Raw genomic sequence first — 15050 nt, 5'->3', positions numbered from 1 at the left:
ATCTTCCGCCCCGGTATCGTTGCGGGAGCACAGCCGTCGGAGGTGGCACCTTGGCCCAGTACGTCGCGAGTCCGACGTCCCCGTCCGCCACGCCGCGCTGCCGCATCACCGTCGCCTGCGACCCCATGGCCGGACTGCGGCAGCGCAAGAAGCAGCGCACCCGGAACGACCTGGTCAACGCCGCACTCGACCTCTTCCTGCACCAGGGCTACGGCCGCACCACGGTCGACGAGATCACCGCCGCCGTGGACGTCTCCCAGCGCACCTTCTTCCGCTACTTCGCCAACAAGGAGGAGGTCGCGCTGGCCATCCTGGCCGGTGCGGAGGAGTACTTCATCCAGTGCCTGCGCAGTCGGCCCGCCGCCGAAAGCCCGTTGGAGGCGCTGCGGGCCGCCATCCGCGAGACCTGGCAGCGCCTCAACACCGAGGACGGGGAGCCGATCTCGGCCACCGCCACACTGGAGCTCATTCAGCTGATCGAGTCGACCCCCACCCTGCTCGCCGCCCATCTGCGGCAACTCTTCGAACAGGAGCACCTGGTCGCCTCGATCATCGCCGAGCGGGAGGGCGTCGACCCGGCCACCGACCTGCGGCCGCGCGTGCTGGCCGCCGCCTTCGCCGCCGTGCTGCGCGCCGCCCACGAGGCCTGGGGGGTGTCCGGTCTGCCGGCCGGAGACGTGGGGCCCGACGGCATGGTCACCGTGATCGACCGCCACCTGGACATGCTCGGCCCGGCACTGGCCGGCGACTGGCGCACCGGCCGCTGAGCCGCAGGCCCGGCCCGGGATGGCCCTGGCCGGGGGCAGATACCGGGGCCGTTGTCGTACCCCGGTACTACGGTGAGGTCGGTCCTGCGGTATGACGCCTGCGGACCGCCGCACCCATACGGTTCGGAGACGCCCCACTGCCCCAGCCCACCGAGGAACCACCGTGCCCGTACCGCCGTATCCGCGCGCTCTGATGCGCACGCTCATCGGCCCCGCAGCGGACCACCGGCCGCTGCTGGCCGATGCCCGGCGGCGCTGGCTGCGGTTGCTCCCCTACCTGGTCGCCGTCACGCTGATCTCCTCGCTGCTGCCGTCCACCACCGTGCTGCTGGCCCGCGACTACGGGTTGAACAGCGGGATCGCCGGGGGGCTCGCCACCGCCCAGACGGTGCCGCTGCTGCTCGCCATCAGCCGGCCACGGGCCGGCTGGGTGATCACCGCCACGGCCAACCTGCTCACCGCACTGGCCGTGCTCACCACCACCGACCACGGCGCGCCCTGGCCATGGACGCCACCGGCCGTCGTCGGCTACCTCTTCCTGATGCTCGCCCTGGCGCTGCGCGAGAGACGCAGCACCCTGGTGGCGGTCTGGCTGGCCACCGGGGCGGCCGGGTTCGGCGTCGACCTGGTGGTGCCGACGCGGACCGGCACCGGGATGAGCGTGATCGCCTTCACCCTCAGCGGGGCGGTGCTCCTGCTCGGCGGTGCCCTGCGCGAGCGCGCCGAGGCGCAGCGCCGGCTGACCGAGCAGGAGCACATCAGCGAGGCCGAGCGGGGCCGCCGCACCCTGCTGGAGGAGCGCGCCCGGATCGCCCGCGAGCTGCACGACGTGGTGGCGCACCACATGTCGGTGATCACGGTGCAGGCGGACAGCGCGCCCTACCGGATCGACGGCCTGTCGGACGCGGCCCGGGAGGAGTTCGCCTCCATCGGGGTGGCCGCCCGTGAGTCGCTCTCCGAGATGCGGCGGCTGCTGGGGGTGCTGCGCAGCGAGGACACCCGGGGGGAGCGGGCCCCGCAGCCCGGTCTGGACCGGCTGCCGCAGCTGGTGGAGGCGGTCGGCCGGGCCGGGGTGCCGGCCGAGCTGTCGGTGGCCGACTCGGTACGGGCGCTCGGGCCGCTGCCGCAGGCGGTGGACCTGTCGGCGTACCGGATCGTGCAGGAGGCCCTGGCGAATGTGATACGCCACGCGCCCGGCGCGCATACCTGGGTCTCCGCCACCGGTTCGGGCACGGTCGCCGGCGGGGGCGCCCTGCGCATCACGGTGGTCAACGGCGCCCCGCCGCGCAGCAGCCCACCGCTCGAACCGGCGGCGGACGGAACGGGCCAGGGGCTGCTGGGCATGCGGGAGCGGCTGCGACTGCTCGGCGGCAGACTGGACGTCGGCCCGCTGCCGGACGGGGGCTTCCGGGTGGCCGCGGTGCTGCCGCTGGCGGCCCCGGGCACCGAAACCCGGAAAGCCGAGACCCCGACCGCCGACACCCCAATGACCGGCACCCCGACGACCGACACCCCGACGACCGGCGCCCCGAAGGCCGCCGCCCCCGCACACGGCACCCCGACCGCCGGTCCGCCTGCCGAGGAGCAGCCGGTCACCGACGACCGGTAGCGCGCCCCCGCCCCAGACCGAGAGACCGACCGAACGCCTGGCGCAGCGCCCGGCAGAGAGCAGGTTCCCGCCCCATGACCATTCGGGTGATCATCGCCGACGACCAGGCCATGGTGCGCGCCGGCTTCGCGGCCCTGCTGGCCGCCCAGCCCGACATCGACGTGGTGGGCGAGGCACCGGACGGCCGGCAGGCCATCGAGGTCAGCGGGCGCACCCACCCGGACGTGGTGCTGATGGACGTCCGGATGCCCGAGATGGACGGTCTGGAGGCCGCCCGGCGGCTGCTCTCCCCGCCGCCCGGCGTCGTGCACCGCCCCCGGGTGCTGATGCTCACCACCTTCGATGTGGACGACTATGTGTACGAGGCGCTGCGTGCCGGGGCCAGTGGCTTCCTGCTGAAGGACGCGCCGCCCGCCGACCTGATCGCGGCGGTCCGGGTCGTCGCGGCCGGTGAGGCACTGCTGGCACCGTCCGTCACCCGCCGCCTGATCGAGGACTTCGCCCGGCAGCGCCCCGCCCCGCGCCGCAATCCCAGCCTGCGGCTGAACGCGCTGACGCCCCGTGAGACGGAGGTGCTGGAGCACATCGCGCGCGGCCTGTCCAACGCCGAGATCGCCGACGCACTGGTGCTGGCCGAGCAGACCGTGAAGACCCACATCGGGCGCATCCTGGCCAAGCTGGACCTGCGCGACCGCGCCCAGGCCGTGGTGTTCGCGTATGAGTCGGGCCTGGTCACCCCCGGCGCGGCCTGACCCAGCCCGCACATCCGTCGAGGCCCCCACCGCCCAGCGGCGCGGGGCCGCCCGGTCATGCCCGACGGACAGTCATGTCCGACGAACCATCACATCCACTGCACAGCGAGGGAATCGGCGTCCCCTAGATCCTCCCGTACTCCGGTATCACCGCCGGGTTGGCTCCCCGGTGTGACGCCCCACCACCCATCGCCTTCCTAGGTTTCCCTCCGCCGGCCGCCGGACCTACCGCGGCCCCGGCTCCGACCGGACGAGGGAGACGACCGCCGCATGCTCCGCCTCAAGCGCGCCCTGATCGCCGCCGTACTGGCCTCGGCCGCCGTCACCGGGACGGCCGGCTGGGCCACCGCCTCGGAGCAGACCCCGGTGACCGGCCCACCGCCCGGCACCGCCGCCTGGCTGCACGACCGCACCTCCGGCAGCCGCCCGCCCGACCCGGCGACCGCCGCCCCGGCCGCCGTCGCCGCGTACTTCGGAGCTCTGACGGACGCCGAGCAGCGCACCCTGGCCGCCCGCCACCCGCTGGTGGTCGGCAACCTGGACGGCGCGCCGATCGCCCTGCGCTACACCGCCAACGCCCTCGCCCTGGCCGACGAGCGGCGGCGTGAGCTGGACCGGGCCGCCGACCCCGCGCTCACCGCCCAGGACCACGCCGCCGCCCGGGACCGCGCCGCCCGGTACGCGGCGCTGCTGCGGCCGGGCCGGCAGATCCTGGCGTTCGACCCCCGGGGGCGCGGCCAGGTCGCCGAGGTCTACGGGGACCTGGCGGCGGCGAGCCGGGTCGCGGTCGTGGTGCCGGGCTCGGACATCGACCTGGCCTCGTACGACCGGCAGCGCGACCCGTACGGCACCCCCGCCGGCATGGCGCAGGCGCTGCGGCAGCGGATGGCGCAGGCGGCGCCCGGCACCCCGACCGCCACCGTCGCCTGGGTCGGCTACACCACCCCGGTCGGCCTGGGCGTCGACGCCGCCACCGCCAGGCTGGCCCGAGCCGGCGCCCCCCGGCTGGAGCGGTTCCTGGCCGGACTGGCCGCCGGCACCACCCCGGCGGCGCCGCCGCCCGCCGTCTTCTGCCACAGCTACGGCTCGGTGCTGTGCGGCATCGCCGCGCCGGGCCTCGACCCGGGCGAGGCGTCCGACCTGGTCGTCCTCGGCTCGCCCGGGATGCACGCCGACCACGCCGCCGGGCTGGGCACCGCCGTCCGGATCTGGGCGGCGCGGGACGCCTCGGACTGGATCCGGCGCGTCCCGCACCTCTCCTTCGCCGGCCTGGGCCACGGCGCCGACCCCGCCGCTCCGGCCTTCGGCGCCCGGGTGGTCGCCGCCGACCGCGCCCACGGCCACACCGGCTACTTCGCGCCGGGCACCGACTCGCTCGCCAACTTCGCCGAGATCGCCCTCGGCGACTACCCCGCCGTCAACTGCGCCGCCACCGACCAGGAGTGCCGCCATGACCTTGTCTGACCTCGGCCCGCTGCGCCGCGCCGCGCAGCACGTCGACGCCCGCACCCCCGCCCACCGCGACCGCGCGCTGGACGGCCTGCGCGCCCTCGCCCTGCTCGCCGTGCCCACCGGCCACTGGCTGCTCGGCGCGTTCACCCGGTCCTCCGACGGGGCGCTGCACAACGCCAGCCCGCTCGGCTCGCTCGGCTTCTTCGCCCCGGTCAGCTGGGTGCTCCAACTGCTGGGGATCTTCTTCCTGGTCGGCGGCCACGCCTCGGTGCTGTCGCTGCGCCGCGCCGCCGCCCGGGGTACCGGCACCGGCGACTGGCTGCGCGGCCGACTGGCCCGGCTCGGCCGGCCGGTGCTGGGCGTCACCGCCGTCTGGGCGCTGCTGCTGCCGCTGCTGGCCGTGGCCGGTGTGCCGTCCGGCACGCTGCGCACCGGCGCGGTGCTGGTCGTCCAGCCGCTCTGGTTCGTCGGCGTCTACGCCGGGGTGACCGCGCTCACCCCGTACTGCGTGCGGGCCGCGCGCCGACTGGGCGGCTGGGCGGCCGCCCCGCTGATCGCCGCCGTGGCCGTGGTCGACCTGCTGCGCTACGGGCCGTGGGCCGGTTCGGTGCCGTCCTGGGTCGGGCTGGTGAACCTGCTGCCCGGCTGGCTGTTCGCCTACCAGCTGGGCGTCTCCTGGGGCGAGGGGCGGCTGGGGCGGCGCGGTGCCCGGCTGCTGCTGGCGGGCGGGGCGGTGCTGTTCGCGGTGCTGCTGGTGGTGTTCCACTACCCGGCGAGCATGGTGGGCGTCCCCGGGGTGGAGCGCACCAACTCCCACCCGCCGTCCCTGCTGGTGCTGGCGCTGGCCTCGGTGCAGTGCGGCGCGGCGGTGCTGCTGCGGGACCGGCTGGGCCGCCGGCTGCGGCGGCCGGCGCTCTGGGCGCCGGTGGTGGCGGTGAACCTCTCGGCGATGACGATCTTCTGCTGGCACCAGACCGCGATGCTGGCCGTGGCGGTGCCGGGCTCCGCCCTGCGCTCGGTGCCGGGTCTCACCGGTGCGCCGGACTCGCTGGGCTGGGTGCTGGCCCGGCTGTGCTGGCTGCCGCTGTTCGCCGTCGTGCTGGTCGGCATCGGGCGGTTCACCCGGCGCTTCGAGGCACCGTGGACCGGTGTGCCGCGCGGCGCCCGGGTGGCTGCGGGGGCGCTGGCGGGCGGGTTCGCGCTGTACGCCCTGGCGGTGCTGTGAGCAGGGCCGTTGTCGTACCCCGCCTCGCTGTCGCGCCTCACTGTTACGCCTCACTGTCACACCCCGCCTCTAGCCTGACGCCATGGTGAGTTTCGACGAGTTCAGGGCCATGGGCCTTGCCCTGCCCCGGGCCGCCGAGCGGGTGACCTGGGGCACGGCGGTGACCCTCCGCGTCGGGGAGAAGATCTTCGCCATCGGCCGGCCGGAGAGCGGCGAGGCGTCGGTGAAGGCGTCCCGGGAGGAGCAGACCGCGCTGGTGGCGGCCGAGCCGGGGGTCTTCTCGGTGGCGCCCTATGTGGGCCGCTTCGGCTGGGTCCAGGTGGCGCTGGACGGCGTCGACCCGGGTGAGCTGCGCGACCTGCTCACCGATGCCTGGCGGCGTACGGCCCCCGGGCGGCTGGTCCGGGAGTTCGACGCGGGCGGCCCCGGGTGAGCGGCGCCGCCCGCGCCCGGCCAGGGCTACTCGCGGGTGACGGAGGTGAAGGTCATGTCGGCGTAGCGGTCCCCGGCCACCTGGGCCGCGATCGGCTCCAGCCGGGCCAGCTCGTCGGCGGTCAGGCGCAGCGTCGCGGCGGCGACGTTCTCCTCCAGCCGGCTGCGCTTGCGGGTGCCGGGGATCGGCACCACGGTCAGCCGGTGCACCTCGGCCCGCTGCTGCACCCAGGCCAGCGCCACCTGCGCCGCGGTGACTCCGCGCGCGGCCGCGATCTGCTGGACGGGGACGACCAGGTCGGCGTTGGCCTTGGCGTTCTCCCCGCTGAAGCGGGGCTGGTGCTGCCGGACGTCGTCCTGGCTCAGCTGGTCGGCCGAGCTGAACGCGCCGGTGAGGAAGCCCCGGCCGAGCGGGGAGTAGGGCACGAAGGCGACACCGAGTTCGGCCGCCGCCGGGACGGCGGAGCGCTCCACGTCCCGGGAGAACAGCGACCACTCCGACTGGACGGCCGCGATCGGGTGCACCGCGTGGGCCTCCCGCAGTTCGGCGCCGGTCACCTCGGACAGGCCCAGGTGGCGGACCTTCCCGGCCCGGACCAGCTCCGCCATGGTGCCGACCGAGTCGGCGAGCGGCACGGCGGGGTCGCGGCGGTGCATGTAGTAGAGGTCGATCACGTCCACGCCCAGCCGGCGCAGCGAGGCGTCGACGGCGCGGCGGATGTAGTCGGGGTGGTTGTTGATCCCCCGGTAGGCGGGGTCGTCGGCGCGCCGCTCGATGGCGAACTTGGTGGCGAGCACCACCCGGTCGCGGTTGGCGCGGATGAAGGGGCCGATCAGCTCCTCGTTGTGCCCGGCGCCGTAGATGTCGGCGGTGTCGTAGAGGGTGACGCCCAGTTCCAGGGCGTGCTCCAGGGTGGCGAGCGACTCGGCGGTGTCGGTGGGGCCGTAGAACTCGCTCATGCCCATGCAGCCGAGGCCCTGCACGCCGACGACCGGGCCGTCGGTGCCGAGGGCGGTGGTGGGAAGGCTCGTACTCATGCGCTGCGCTCTCCTTGCGCCGCCGGGGCGGCATCCGCATACATGCTGATCTTGTAGTCGAGGACGGCGAGGGTGGTCTGCAGGTCCGCGATGCGCTGGCGGACCTCTTCGCGGTGGGCGTGCAGCAGTCCATGGCGCTCGCCGAAGGTGTGCTCGCCCTCCCGGACCAGTTCCGCGTAGCGCACCATGTCCGCGACCGACATACCGGTCAGCCGCAGCTTGCCGAGGAAGGCGAGCCAGTGCAGGTCCTTGTCGCTGTAGCGGCGCTGGCCGGAGTAGGAGCGGTCGATCCGCTCCAGCAGCCCTATCCGCTCGTACCAGCGCAGCGTGTACGCGGTCAGCCCGCTGCGGGCGGCGACCTCGCCGATGGTGTGGCGGGGCGTGTCGTCGGGCCCGGCGGTGTCCGGGCCCGACGCGCAGGTCGCCACCGCGGCGACCGGGCCGAGCACGACGGGTCGGGTGAGCGGTCTGGCGACGGTCATGGCGTACCCCCTGCGATGCGGCCGTTCCGTACGACGTCTTCGACGCTAGCGACTTGGAGTGCACTCCAGGCAAACACGATCGGCACCCGGCCGGGAGGCGGCCCGCCGGGGAACGGCCGATGGAGTGGCCCGTAGAGTCGGGCCCATGGAGAGTCTGCGGGTGATCGAGCAGTGGCCGGTGCCGACGGCGGCGGCCGTGGTGGTGCGGGGTCGGGACGGGGCGGTGCTGGGGGCGCACGGGCCGCAGCAGCGGGAGTTCCCGCTCGCCTCGGTGACCAAGCTGCTCAGCTCGTACGCCGCGCTGGTGGCGGTGGAGGAGGGCGTCTTCGAGCTGGACGACCCGGCGGGTCCGCCGGGGTCGACGGTACGCCACCTGCTGGCGCACACCTCGGGGCTGGCCTTCGACGAGCACCGGACGATGGCCGCGCCGGGGACGCGCCGGCTGTACTCCAACGCCGGGTTCGACGTGCTGGCGCAGACCCTGGAGCAGGCGTCCGGCATCCCGTTCGGGCAGTACGCGGCCGAGGCGGTGTTCCAGCCGCTCGGCATGGCGGCGACCCGGATCGACCCCGGCCACCGGGCACCGGCCGGGGCGGGCGGCGTGTCGACCGCCGCCGACCTGGCGCGCTTCGCCGCCGAACTCCAGGCCCCCCGGCTGCTGCACCCCTCCACGGTGGAGGCGGCGACCCGGGTGGTGGCCTGGCCGGGGCTGAGCGGGGTGCTGCCGGGCTTCGGCCATCAGCGGCCCAACGACTGGGGGCTCGGCTTCGAGCTCCGGGGCGGCAAGGCGCCGCACTGGACCGGCGCCGCCAGCTCCCCGGGGACCTTCGGCCACTTCGGCCAGTCCGGCACCTTCCTGTGGGTCGACCCGGTGGCGGGCGCGGCCTGCGTCTGCCTGACCGACCGCGACTTCGGCCCCTGGGCCGCCGACGCCTGGCCGCCCTTCACCGACGCGGTCCTGGCGGAGCTGGCCGACTGACCGGACCGGCCCGGCGCCGCCCGGCCGTCCCGATGCCCGCCCGCCCCGCTGTCCGTCCGTACGGCATCAGCCCAGCAACAGCCCCGAGTACATCTCCCAGAGCAGCAGCTCCACCCCGTCCTCCCCCGCCGTCGGCGCGACCAGCGCCGGGCCGGTGACGCGGGCGCTGTCGCCGGGCCGCAGGTCGCGGCCGGTGCCGTGCGGGCCGGCGGCGGTACGGAAGCCGAGCGAGCCGCGCAGCAGGTGCAGATGGCGCAGCGGGGCGTCCGGCAGGTCGGGGAGCGGCTGCCAGGGCCCGGCCGTGACGTGGTGCAGCGCGGCGTCGCGGCGGCGCAGCGGCAGCGCCTCGCCGCCCGCGTCACGCGCCATCCCGGAGGCCAGCAGGGTCCGCCCGTCCGCTCCGGGCCGGGGCCGGGCCAGCCCGTACGCGGGTTCGGCGTCGAACCGGTCGGGCTGGAGCCACATCTGCACGAACCGCACCGGCTCCGCCGCGCCGCCGAGGTTGCGCTCGGTGTGCGCGACGCCGCTGCCGGCCCCCAGGTACTGGACCATGCCGGGGCGTACCACGCCCGCGTGCCCATGGTCGTCGCGGTGCGCCAGCGCGCCCTCGACGACCCAGGTGAGGATCTCGGTGTCGCGGTGCCGGTGCCGTTCGAAGCCGGCGCCGGGGGCGAGCAGCTCCTCATTGCAGGCGAGCAGCGCGCCGAAGTGGGTGTTGCGGGGGTCGTAGTGGCCGGAGAACGAGAAGGCGTGGCGGGTCTCGATGCCCGGTTCCGGGGTGGAGCGGTAGCGTTCGGCCGCGCGGCGCACCTCGGCGCGGGGGCGGTGCTGGTCGGTCACGGCTGGCTCCGATCGGATGGGCGGCGGGCCACCGGGGAAGATACCGGGCCGGGCGCCGGGCTTCCGCGCCGCCCGCGCCGGCGCACGCCGCCGACGTACCCCCCGATGTGCCCCGACGTGCCCCGTCGGCAGCAGGATGTGAGGGCCGCCACCGCCCGTGGGCGGGCCCGCGTGCACGACCACCACCGTGCGTGAGGCACGCTAGTGCTGTGCCAGTCCCCTCAGCGAAGAACGCAGCGAAGAAGGCAGTGACGCCTGCCCCGAAGCCCCGAGCCGCCGGGACCCGCGGCGCCGACTCCCCGGAGCCCAGCGGCGGCGCGACGCCGCGCGGCACCGCGTCGGAGCGCAAACTCGCTGCGGAGCGGCACGCCGCCACCCTGCGGAGGCTGGAGAAGGCGTCCGGCCGGCTCGCCACCAACGCCATCCAGCGGATGGACGAGACGCTCTCCTGGTACCGCCGGATGCCGCCGGAGCACCGGTCCTGGATCGGCCTGGTGGCGCAGGCGGGCATCGCCGCCTTCACCGAGTGGTTCCGCCACCCGGACAAGCCGCAGGCGATGAGCACCGATGTGTTCGGCACCGCGCCGCGCGAGCTGACCCGGGCGGTCACGCTCCGGCAGACCGTGGAGATGATCCGGATCAGCATCGAGGTCGTCGAGGAGGCCATCGACGAGGTCGCGGCGCCGGGCGACGAGGCGGGGCTGCGGGAGGCCGTGCTGGTGTACGCCCGGGAGCTGGCGTTCGCCACCGCGCAGGTGTACGCGCAGGCGGCGGAGGCGCGCGGCGCCTGGGACGCCCGGCTGGAGGCGCTGGTGGTCAACGCGCTGCTCTCCGGGGACGCCGACGAGGGGGTGCTGTCCCGGGCGGCGGCGCTCGGCTGGGGTTCACCCGCCCAGGTGATGGTGGTGATGGGCAACGCGCCGGACGGTGACAGCGAGCTGGTGGTGGAGGCGATCCGGCGGGCCGCCCGGCGGGCCAGGCTGCATGTCCTCACCGGGGTGCTGGGCAGCCGGCTGGTGGTGGTGGTCGGCGGCAGCATGGACCCGATGCACGCCGCTCGGGCGCTGATCGGTCAGTTCGCCCCCGGCCCGGTGGTGGTCGGCCCCACCGTCGGGGATCTGCTCTCCGCCACCCGGTCCGCGCAGGCCGCGTCGGGTGCGCTGCGTTCCTGCGGGGCCTGGCCGGACGCCCCCCGGCCGGTGCTGGCCGACGATCTGCTGCCGGAGCGGGCGCTGGCGGGGGATCAGGCCGCGCGCCAGCAGCTGGTGGAGGAGATCTACATCCCGCTGGAGGAGGCCGGCTCCGCGCTGCTGGAGACGCTCTCGGTCTACCTGGAGCAGGCGTCCTCGCTGGAGGGGGCGGCCCGGATGCTCTTCGTCCACCCCAACACCGTCCGCTACCGGCTGCGACGTGTGACTGACGTCACGGGGTACACGCCCTCCGACGTACGCTCGGCGTTCACCCTGCGGATCGCCCTTGCCCTGGGCCGTCTCGACGCGCCCCGCACGCAGCGGTGAACCTGCTGTAGGGACCCCACAAACCGCGTGTAGTTTCTTGGTAACCGCCGTCTACCCGTGCCGGAGCGCCCGGCAAGAGAAGGTTGATTCCGTGCTCGTACTCGTCGCTCCCGGACAGGGCGCCCAGACGCCCGGTTTCCTCGCCCCCTGGCTCGAGGTGGACGGTGTGGCCGACCGGCTGCACTGGTGGTCCGCCGTGGCCGGACTCGATCTGGTGCACTACGGCACCGAGGCGTCCGCCGAGGAGATCAAGGACACCGCGGTGGCGCAGCCGCTGCTGGTCGCCGCCGGACTGGTCGCCGTCCGCGCGCTGCTGGCCGACGTGGCGCCGGCCGACGGCTACGGTCCGGTCGGCGCGGTCGCCGGCCACAGCGTGGGCGAGATCACCACCGCCGCCGTCGCCGGTGTGCTGTCCGACGAGTCCGCGATGGCCTTCGTACGGCAGCGCGGCCTGGCCATGGCCGACGCCGCCGCCGTCACCGAGACGGGGATGTCGGTGCTGCTCGGCGGCGACCCGGACGAGGTGGCCGCCAAGCTCGCCGAGCACGGCCTCACCGCCGCGAACAACAACGGCGGCGGCCAGCTCGTGGCCGCCGGCACGCTGGAGCAGCTGGCGGCGCTCAAGGCCGACCCGCCCGCCGCCGCCCGGCTGGTGGCGCTGAGCGTGGCGGGTGCCTTCCACACCCACCACATGGCTCCCGGCGTCGCGGCGCTGGGCAGGCTGGCCCCCGGGATGCCGGTCGGTGACCCGCGTGTCGCATATGTGTCCAACCGGGACGGCGGGGTGGTGGACTCCGGCGCCGAGGTGCTGAGCCGCCTGGTCTCCCAGGTCTCCAACCCGGTCCGCTGGGACCTGTGCATGGAGACGCTGCGCGAGCTGGGCGCCACCTGCGTCATCGAGGTGCCGCCGGCCGGCACCCTCACCAACTTGGTCAAGCGCAACCTCAAGGGCGTCGAGACCCTCGCCCTGAAGACCCCCGCCGACCTGGACAAGGCCCGCGAGCTGGTCGCCAAGCACGGCGAGCCCATCCGGCTGCCCGCCACGGAAGGTGTGAACGCATGACAGAGACCACCGGCGAGGTGGCGCGGATCCGGCCTAGCCGGGGCGCGGACTTCTCGCGGATCTACGGCGTGGGCGGCTACCGTCCCGTCCGGGTGATCCCCAACGAGGAGGTGCTCCAGTGGATCGACTCCTCCGACGAGTGGATCCGCACCCGCAGCGGTATCACCGAGCGCCGCTGGGCGGGCCCGGAGGAGAGCGTCTCCGAGATGTCGGTGCAGGCCGCCGGCAAGGCCATCGCCCAGGCGGGCATCACCCCTGAGCAGGTCGGCGCGGTGGTGGTCTCCACCGTCTCGCACCTCAAGCAGACCCCGGCCATCGCCACCGAGATCTCGCACCGGCTGGGCTGCGGCTCCGCCGCCGCCTTCGACATCTCCGCCGCCTGCGCCGGCTTCGGCTACGGCCTGAACCTGGCCGACGGCATGGTCCGCACCGGCAGCGCCGAGTACGTGGTGGTGATCGGCGTGGAGCGGCTCAGCGACCTCACCGATGTGTCCGACCGCTCCACCGCCTTCATCTTCGGCGACGGCGCGGGCGCCGTGGTCGTCGGCCCGTCCAGGGAGCCGGGCATCGGCAAGGTGGTCTGGGGCTCGGACGGCGCGCAGGCGGACGTCATCTCGCAGACCCAGGCGTGGGACACCGCCTTCGGCAAGGAGGACGCGGTCAACGGCGTGGGCTCCGAGCAGAAGTGGCCCGCGCTGCGCATGGAGGGCCAGTCGGTCTTCCGCTGGGCGGTCTGGGAGATGGCCAAGGTCGCCCAGCAGGCGCTGGACGCGGCCGGTGTCAGCGCCGACCAGCTCGGCGCGTTCATCCCCCACCAGGCCAACATGCGCATCACGGATGCGATGATCAAGGCTCTGAAGCTGCCCTCGTCCGTGCCCGTGGCCCGCGACATCGCCGAGACCGGCAACACCTCGGCGGCGTCCATCCCCCTGGCCATGGAGCGGATGCTCGCCTCCGGCGAGGCCAAGAGCGGTGACCTGGCCCTGGTCATCGGTTTCGGGGCGGGTCTCGTCTACGCAGCCGCAGTCGTTACCCTCCCGTAAGTCAAGACCGGTGCCCGCACCCGTGCGGGCACGCCCCTTGGCCACCGTGTCCCGCGCCCGCGGGGGACGGAGCAGTTCAGATGAACACACATCCCGATAGGAGTGCCGCAATGGCTACCAAGTCCGAGGTCCTGGAAGGTCTCGCCGAGATCGTCAACGAGATCGCCGGCATCCCGACCGAGGACGTCGAGCTGGACAAGTCCTTCACCGACGACCTGGACGTCGACTCGCTGTCCATGGTGGAGGTCGTCGTCGCCGCCGAGGAGCGCTTCGACGTGAAGATCCCGGACGACGAGGTCAAGAACCTCAAGACCGTGGGCGACGCCGTCTCGTACATCCTCGCCAACAGCTGACACCCAGCACCCAGGACGGTCCGCCGTCCGCACCACCGAACCTCGGGGCACCTGAGTTCACGTCAGGCCGTCGCGCATGCCGCCGTCCCAACGGCACCAGCGCCGCCTCGCACGCTTAACACGTGGGAGAGAGAGACCAGTGACTACTGACAACCGCACCACCGTGGTCGTCACGGGTATCGGCGCCTTCACGCCGCTGGGCAGCGATGCCGCATCGACCTGGGAAGCACTCCTCGCCGGCCGCTCCGGCGTGGTTCCCCTCAAGGAGGAGTGGGCCGCCGAGCTGCCCGTGCGGATCGCCGCACGGGCAGCCGTCGAGCCCGGTGAGGTCCTGCCGCGCCCGCTGGCCCGCAAGCTGGACCGGTCGGCGCAGTTCGCGCTGATCGCCGCCCGGGAGGCCTGGGCCGACGCGGGCTTCGAGGTCCCCGCGACGGACGCGGCCTCCGCCGTCGACCCCGACCGCCTAGGCGCCGTGGTCGCCTCCGGCATCGGCGGGGTCACCACCCTGCTCGACCAGTACGACGTGCTCAAGGAGAAGGGCGTCCGCCGCGTCTCCCCGCACACCGTGCCGATGCTGATGCCGAACGGCCCGGCCGCCAATGTGGGCCTGGAGATCGGCGCCCGCGCCGGCGTGCACACCCCGGTGAGCGCCTGCGCCTCCGGCGCCGAGGCCATCGGCTACGCCATCGAGATGATCCGTACCGGGCGCGCCGACATCGTGGTGGCCGGCGGTACCGAGGCGGCCATCCACCCGCTGCCGATCGCGGCGTTCGCCAACATGATGGCGATGTCCAAGAACAACGACGAGCCGCAGCACGCGTCGCGTCCGTACGACAAGGCCCGTGACGGCTTCGTACTGGGCGAGGGCGCCGGCGTGGTCGTCCTGGAGTCGGCGGAGCACGCGGCGGCCCGTGGCGCCCGGGTCTACTGCGAGGCGGTCGGCCAGGGGCTGTCCGCCGACAGCCACCACATCGCCCAGCCGGAGCCCACCGGCCGCGGTGTCGCCGCCGCGGTGGCGAACCTCTTCGACCACACCGACCTGGACCGGGCGGACGTGGTGCATGTCAACGCCCACGCCACCTCCACCCCGCAGGGCGACATCGCCGAGGTCAAGGCGCTGCGCAAGGTGCTCGGCGAGCACCTGGACCACATCGCGGTCTCCGCGACCAAGTCGATGACCGGCCACCTGCTCGGCGGCGCCGGCGGTATCGAGACCGTCAGCACCGTGCTCGCGCTCTACCACCGCATCGCCCCGCCGACGATCAACGTCGACAACCTGGACGACGAGGTGGACGCGGACATCGTGCGCGGCGAGCCCCGGAAGCTGCCGGAGGGCCCGATCGCGGCGCTCAACAACTCCTTCGGCTTCGGGGGCCACAATGTGGTCCTGGCCCTGCGCCGGGACTGACACCGAAAACCCGTCAGGAAGGTCCCGCCCGGTGCTCCGGGCGGGACCTTTCCGCGTCTGCCGACACCCGCCGTGACCTGGTCGAACACC

General features: G+C 74.4%; 15 protein-coding genes. 12 read left to right on the top strand and 3 right to left on the bottom strand.

What is annotated here, in order from left to right; translation table 11 throughout:
- Positions 1-50 precede the first annotated feature (50 nt).
- The 6 genes from ACIQGZ_RS15385 to ACIQGZ_RS15360 all read left to right on the top strand — a co-directional run bounded on the left by ACIQGZ_RS15385 (position 51) and on the right by ACIQGZ_RS15360 (position 6238).
- Positions 51-767 (top strand): TetR/AcrR family transcriptional regulator, encoded by a 717-nt coding sequence (locus tag ACIQGZ_RS15385; RefSeq protein ID WP_402602110.1) that lies wholly within the window; start codon positions 51-53, stop codon positions 765-767.
- 91 nt (positions 768-858) lie between these two features.
- Positions 859-2376, top strand: a complete 1518-nt coding sequence (locus tag ACIQGZ_RS15380; RefSeq protein WP_402602108.1) for a sensor histidine kinase — start codon at positions 859-861, stop codon at positions 2374-2376.
- A 74-nt stretch (positions 2377-2450) separates the two neighbouring features.
- Entirely contained in the window at positions 2451-3128 is a 678-nt protein-coding gene (locus ACIQGZ_RS15375) for a response regulator (RefSeq protein WP_402602107.1), read from the top strand.
- 270 nt (positions 3129-3398) lie between these two features.
- Positions 3399-4592, top strand: a complete 1194-nt coding sequence (locus ACIQGZ_RS15370) for an alpha/beta hydrolase (protein WP_402602106.1) — start codon at positions 3399-3401, stop codon at positions 4590-4592.
- Positions 4579-5805 carry an acyltransferase gene (locus ACIQGZ_RS15365; protein WP_402602105.1) on the top strand — a complete coding sequence of 409 codons (1227 nt, stop codon included), beginning with the start codon at positions 4579-4581 and terminating at the stop codon, positions 5803-5805. The genes ACIQGZ_RS15370 and ACIQGZ_RS15365 overlap by 14 nt, the downstream gene beginning before the upstream one ends.
- A gap of 82 nt (positions 5806-5887) precedes the next feature.
- Positions 5888-6238 carry an MmcQ/YjbR family DNA-binding protein gene (locus ACIQGZ_RS15360; protein ID WP_402602103.1) on the top strand — a complete coding sequence of 117 codons (351 nt, stop codon included), beginning with the start codon at positions 5888-5890 and terminating at the stop codon, positions 6236-6238.
- A gap of 26 nt (positions 6239-6264) precedes the next feature.
- Here ACIQGZ_RS15360 and ACIQGZ_RS15355 read toward each other — a convergent pair whose 3' ends face one another.
- Both ACIQGZ_RS15355 and ACIQGZ_RS15350 read right to left on the bottom strand, forming a co-directional pair.
- Complete coding sequence (locus ACIQGZ_RS15355) at positions 6265-7275, bottom strand: aldo/keto reductase (protein WP_402602102.1); 1011 nt, start codon at positions 7273-7275, stop codon at positions 6265-6267.
- Complete coding sequence (locus tag ACIQGZ_RS15350; RefSeq protein ID WP_402602101.1) at positions 7272-7757, bottom strand: MerR family transcriptional regulator; 486 nt, start codon at positions 7755-7757, stop codon at positions 7272-7274. Before ACIQGZ_RS15350 ends, ACIQGZ_RS15355 begins: the two co-directional genes overlap by 4 nt.
- 145 nt (positions 7758-7902) lie before the next feature.
- Here ACIQGZ_RS15350 and ACIQGZ_RS15345 point away from each other — a divergent pair, with 145 nt between their 5' ends.
- Entirely contained in the window at positions 7903-8736 is an 834-nt protein-coding gene (locus ACIQGZ_RS15345; protein WP_402602100.1) for a serine hydrolase domain-containing protein, read from the top strand.
- A gap of 66 nt (positions 8737-8802) precedes the next feature.
- Here ACIQGZ_RS15345 and ACIQGZ_RS15340 read toward each other — a convergent pair whose 3' ends face one another.
- Entirely contained in the window at positions 8803-9576 is a 774-nt protein-coding gene (locus ACIQGZ_RS15340) for a pirin family protein (RefSeq protein ID WP_402602098.1), read from the bottom strand.
- A gap of 377 nt (positions 9577-9953) precedes the next feature.
- On the opposite strand from ACIQGZ_RS15340, the gene ACIQGZ_RS15335 reads away from it, so the two are divergent.
- The 5 genes from ACIQGZ_RS15335 to fabF all read left to right on the top strand — a co-directional run bounded on the left by ACIQGZ_RS15335 (position 9954) and on the right by fabF (position 14960).
- A complete protein-coding gene (locus tag ACIQGZ_RS15335) occupies positions 9954-11093 on the top strand; it encodes a PucR family transcriptional regulator (protein ID WP_402602377.1) in 1140 nt (379 codons plus the stop codon).
- A 91-nt stretch (positions 11094-11184) separates the two neighbouring features.
- Complete coding sequence (locus ACIQGZ_RS15330; RefSeq protein ID WP_402602097.1) at positions 11185-12156, top strand: ACP S-malonyltransferase; 972 nt, start codon at positions 11185-11187, stop codon at positions 12154-12156.
- Positions 12157-12173: 17 nt separating this feature from the next.
- Positions 12174-13199, top strand: coding sequence for a beta-ketoacyl-ACP synthase III (locus ACIQGZ_RS15325; protein ID WP_402602375.1), 1026 nt, complete (start codon positions 12174-12176; stop codon positions 13197-13199).
- Positions 13200-13309: 110 nt separating this feature from the next.
- Complete coding sequence (locus tag ACIQGZ_RS15320) at positions 13310-13552, top strand: acyl carrier protein (protein WP_402602095.1); 243 nt, start codon at positions 13310-13312, stop codon at positions 13550-13552.
- A 139-nt stretch (positions 13553-13691) separates the two neighbouring features.
- Positions 13692-14960, top strand: coding sequence for a beta-ketoacyl-ACP synthase II (gene fabF / locus ACIQGZ_RS15315; RefSeq protein WP_402602093.1), 1269 nt, complete (start codon positions 13692-13694; stop codon positions 14958-14960).
- Positions 14961-15050: the final 90 nt, after the last annotated feature.

Source organism: Streptomyces sp. NPDC092296, from assembly GCF_044755465.1.
Classification (GTDB): domain Bacteria; phylum Actinomycetota; class Actinomycetes; order Streptomycetales; family Streptomycetaceae; genus Peterkaempfera.
This window is presented reverse-complemented; position numbering and strand designations above follow the sequence as displayed.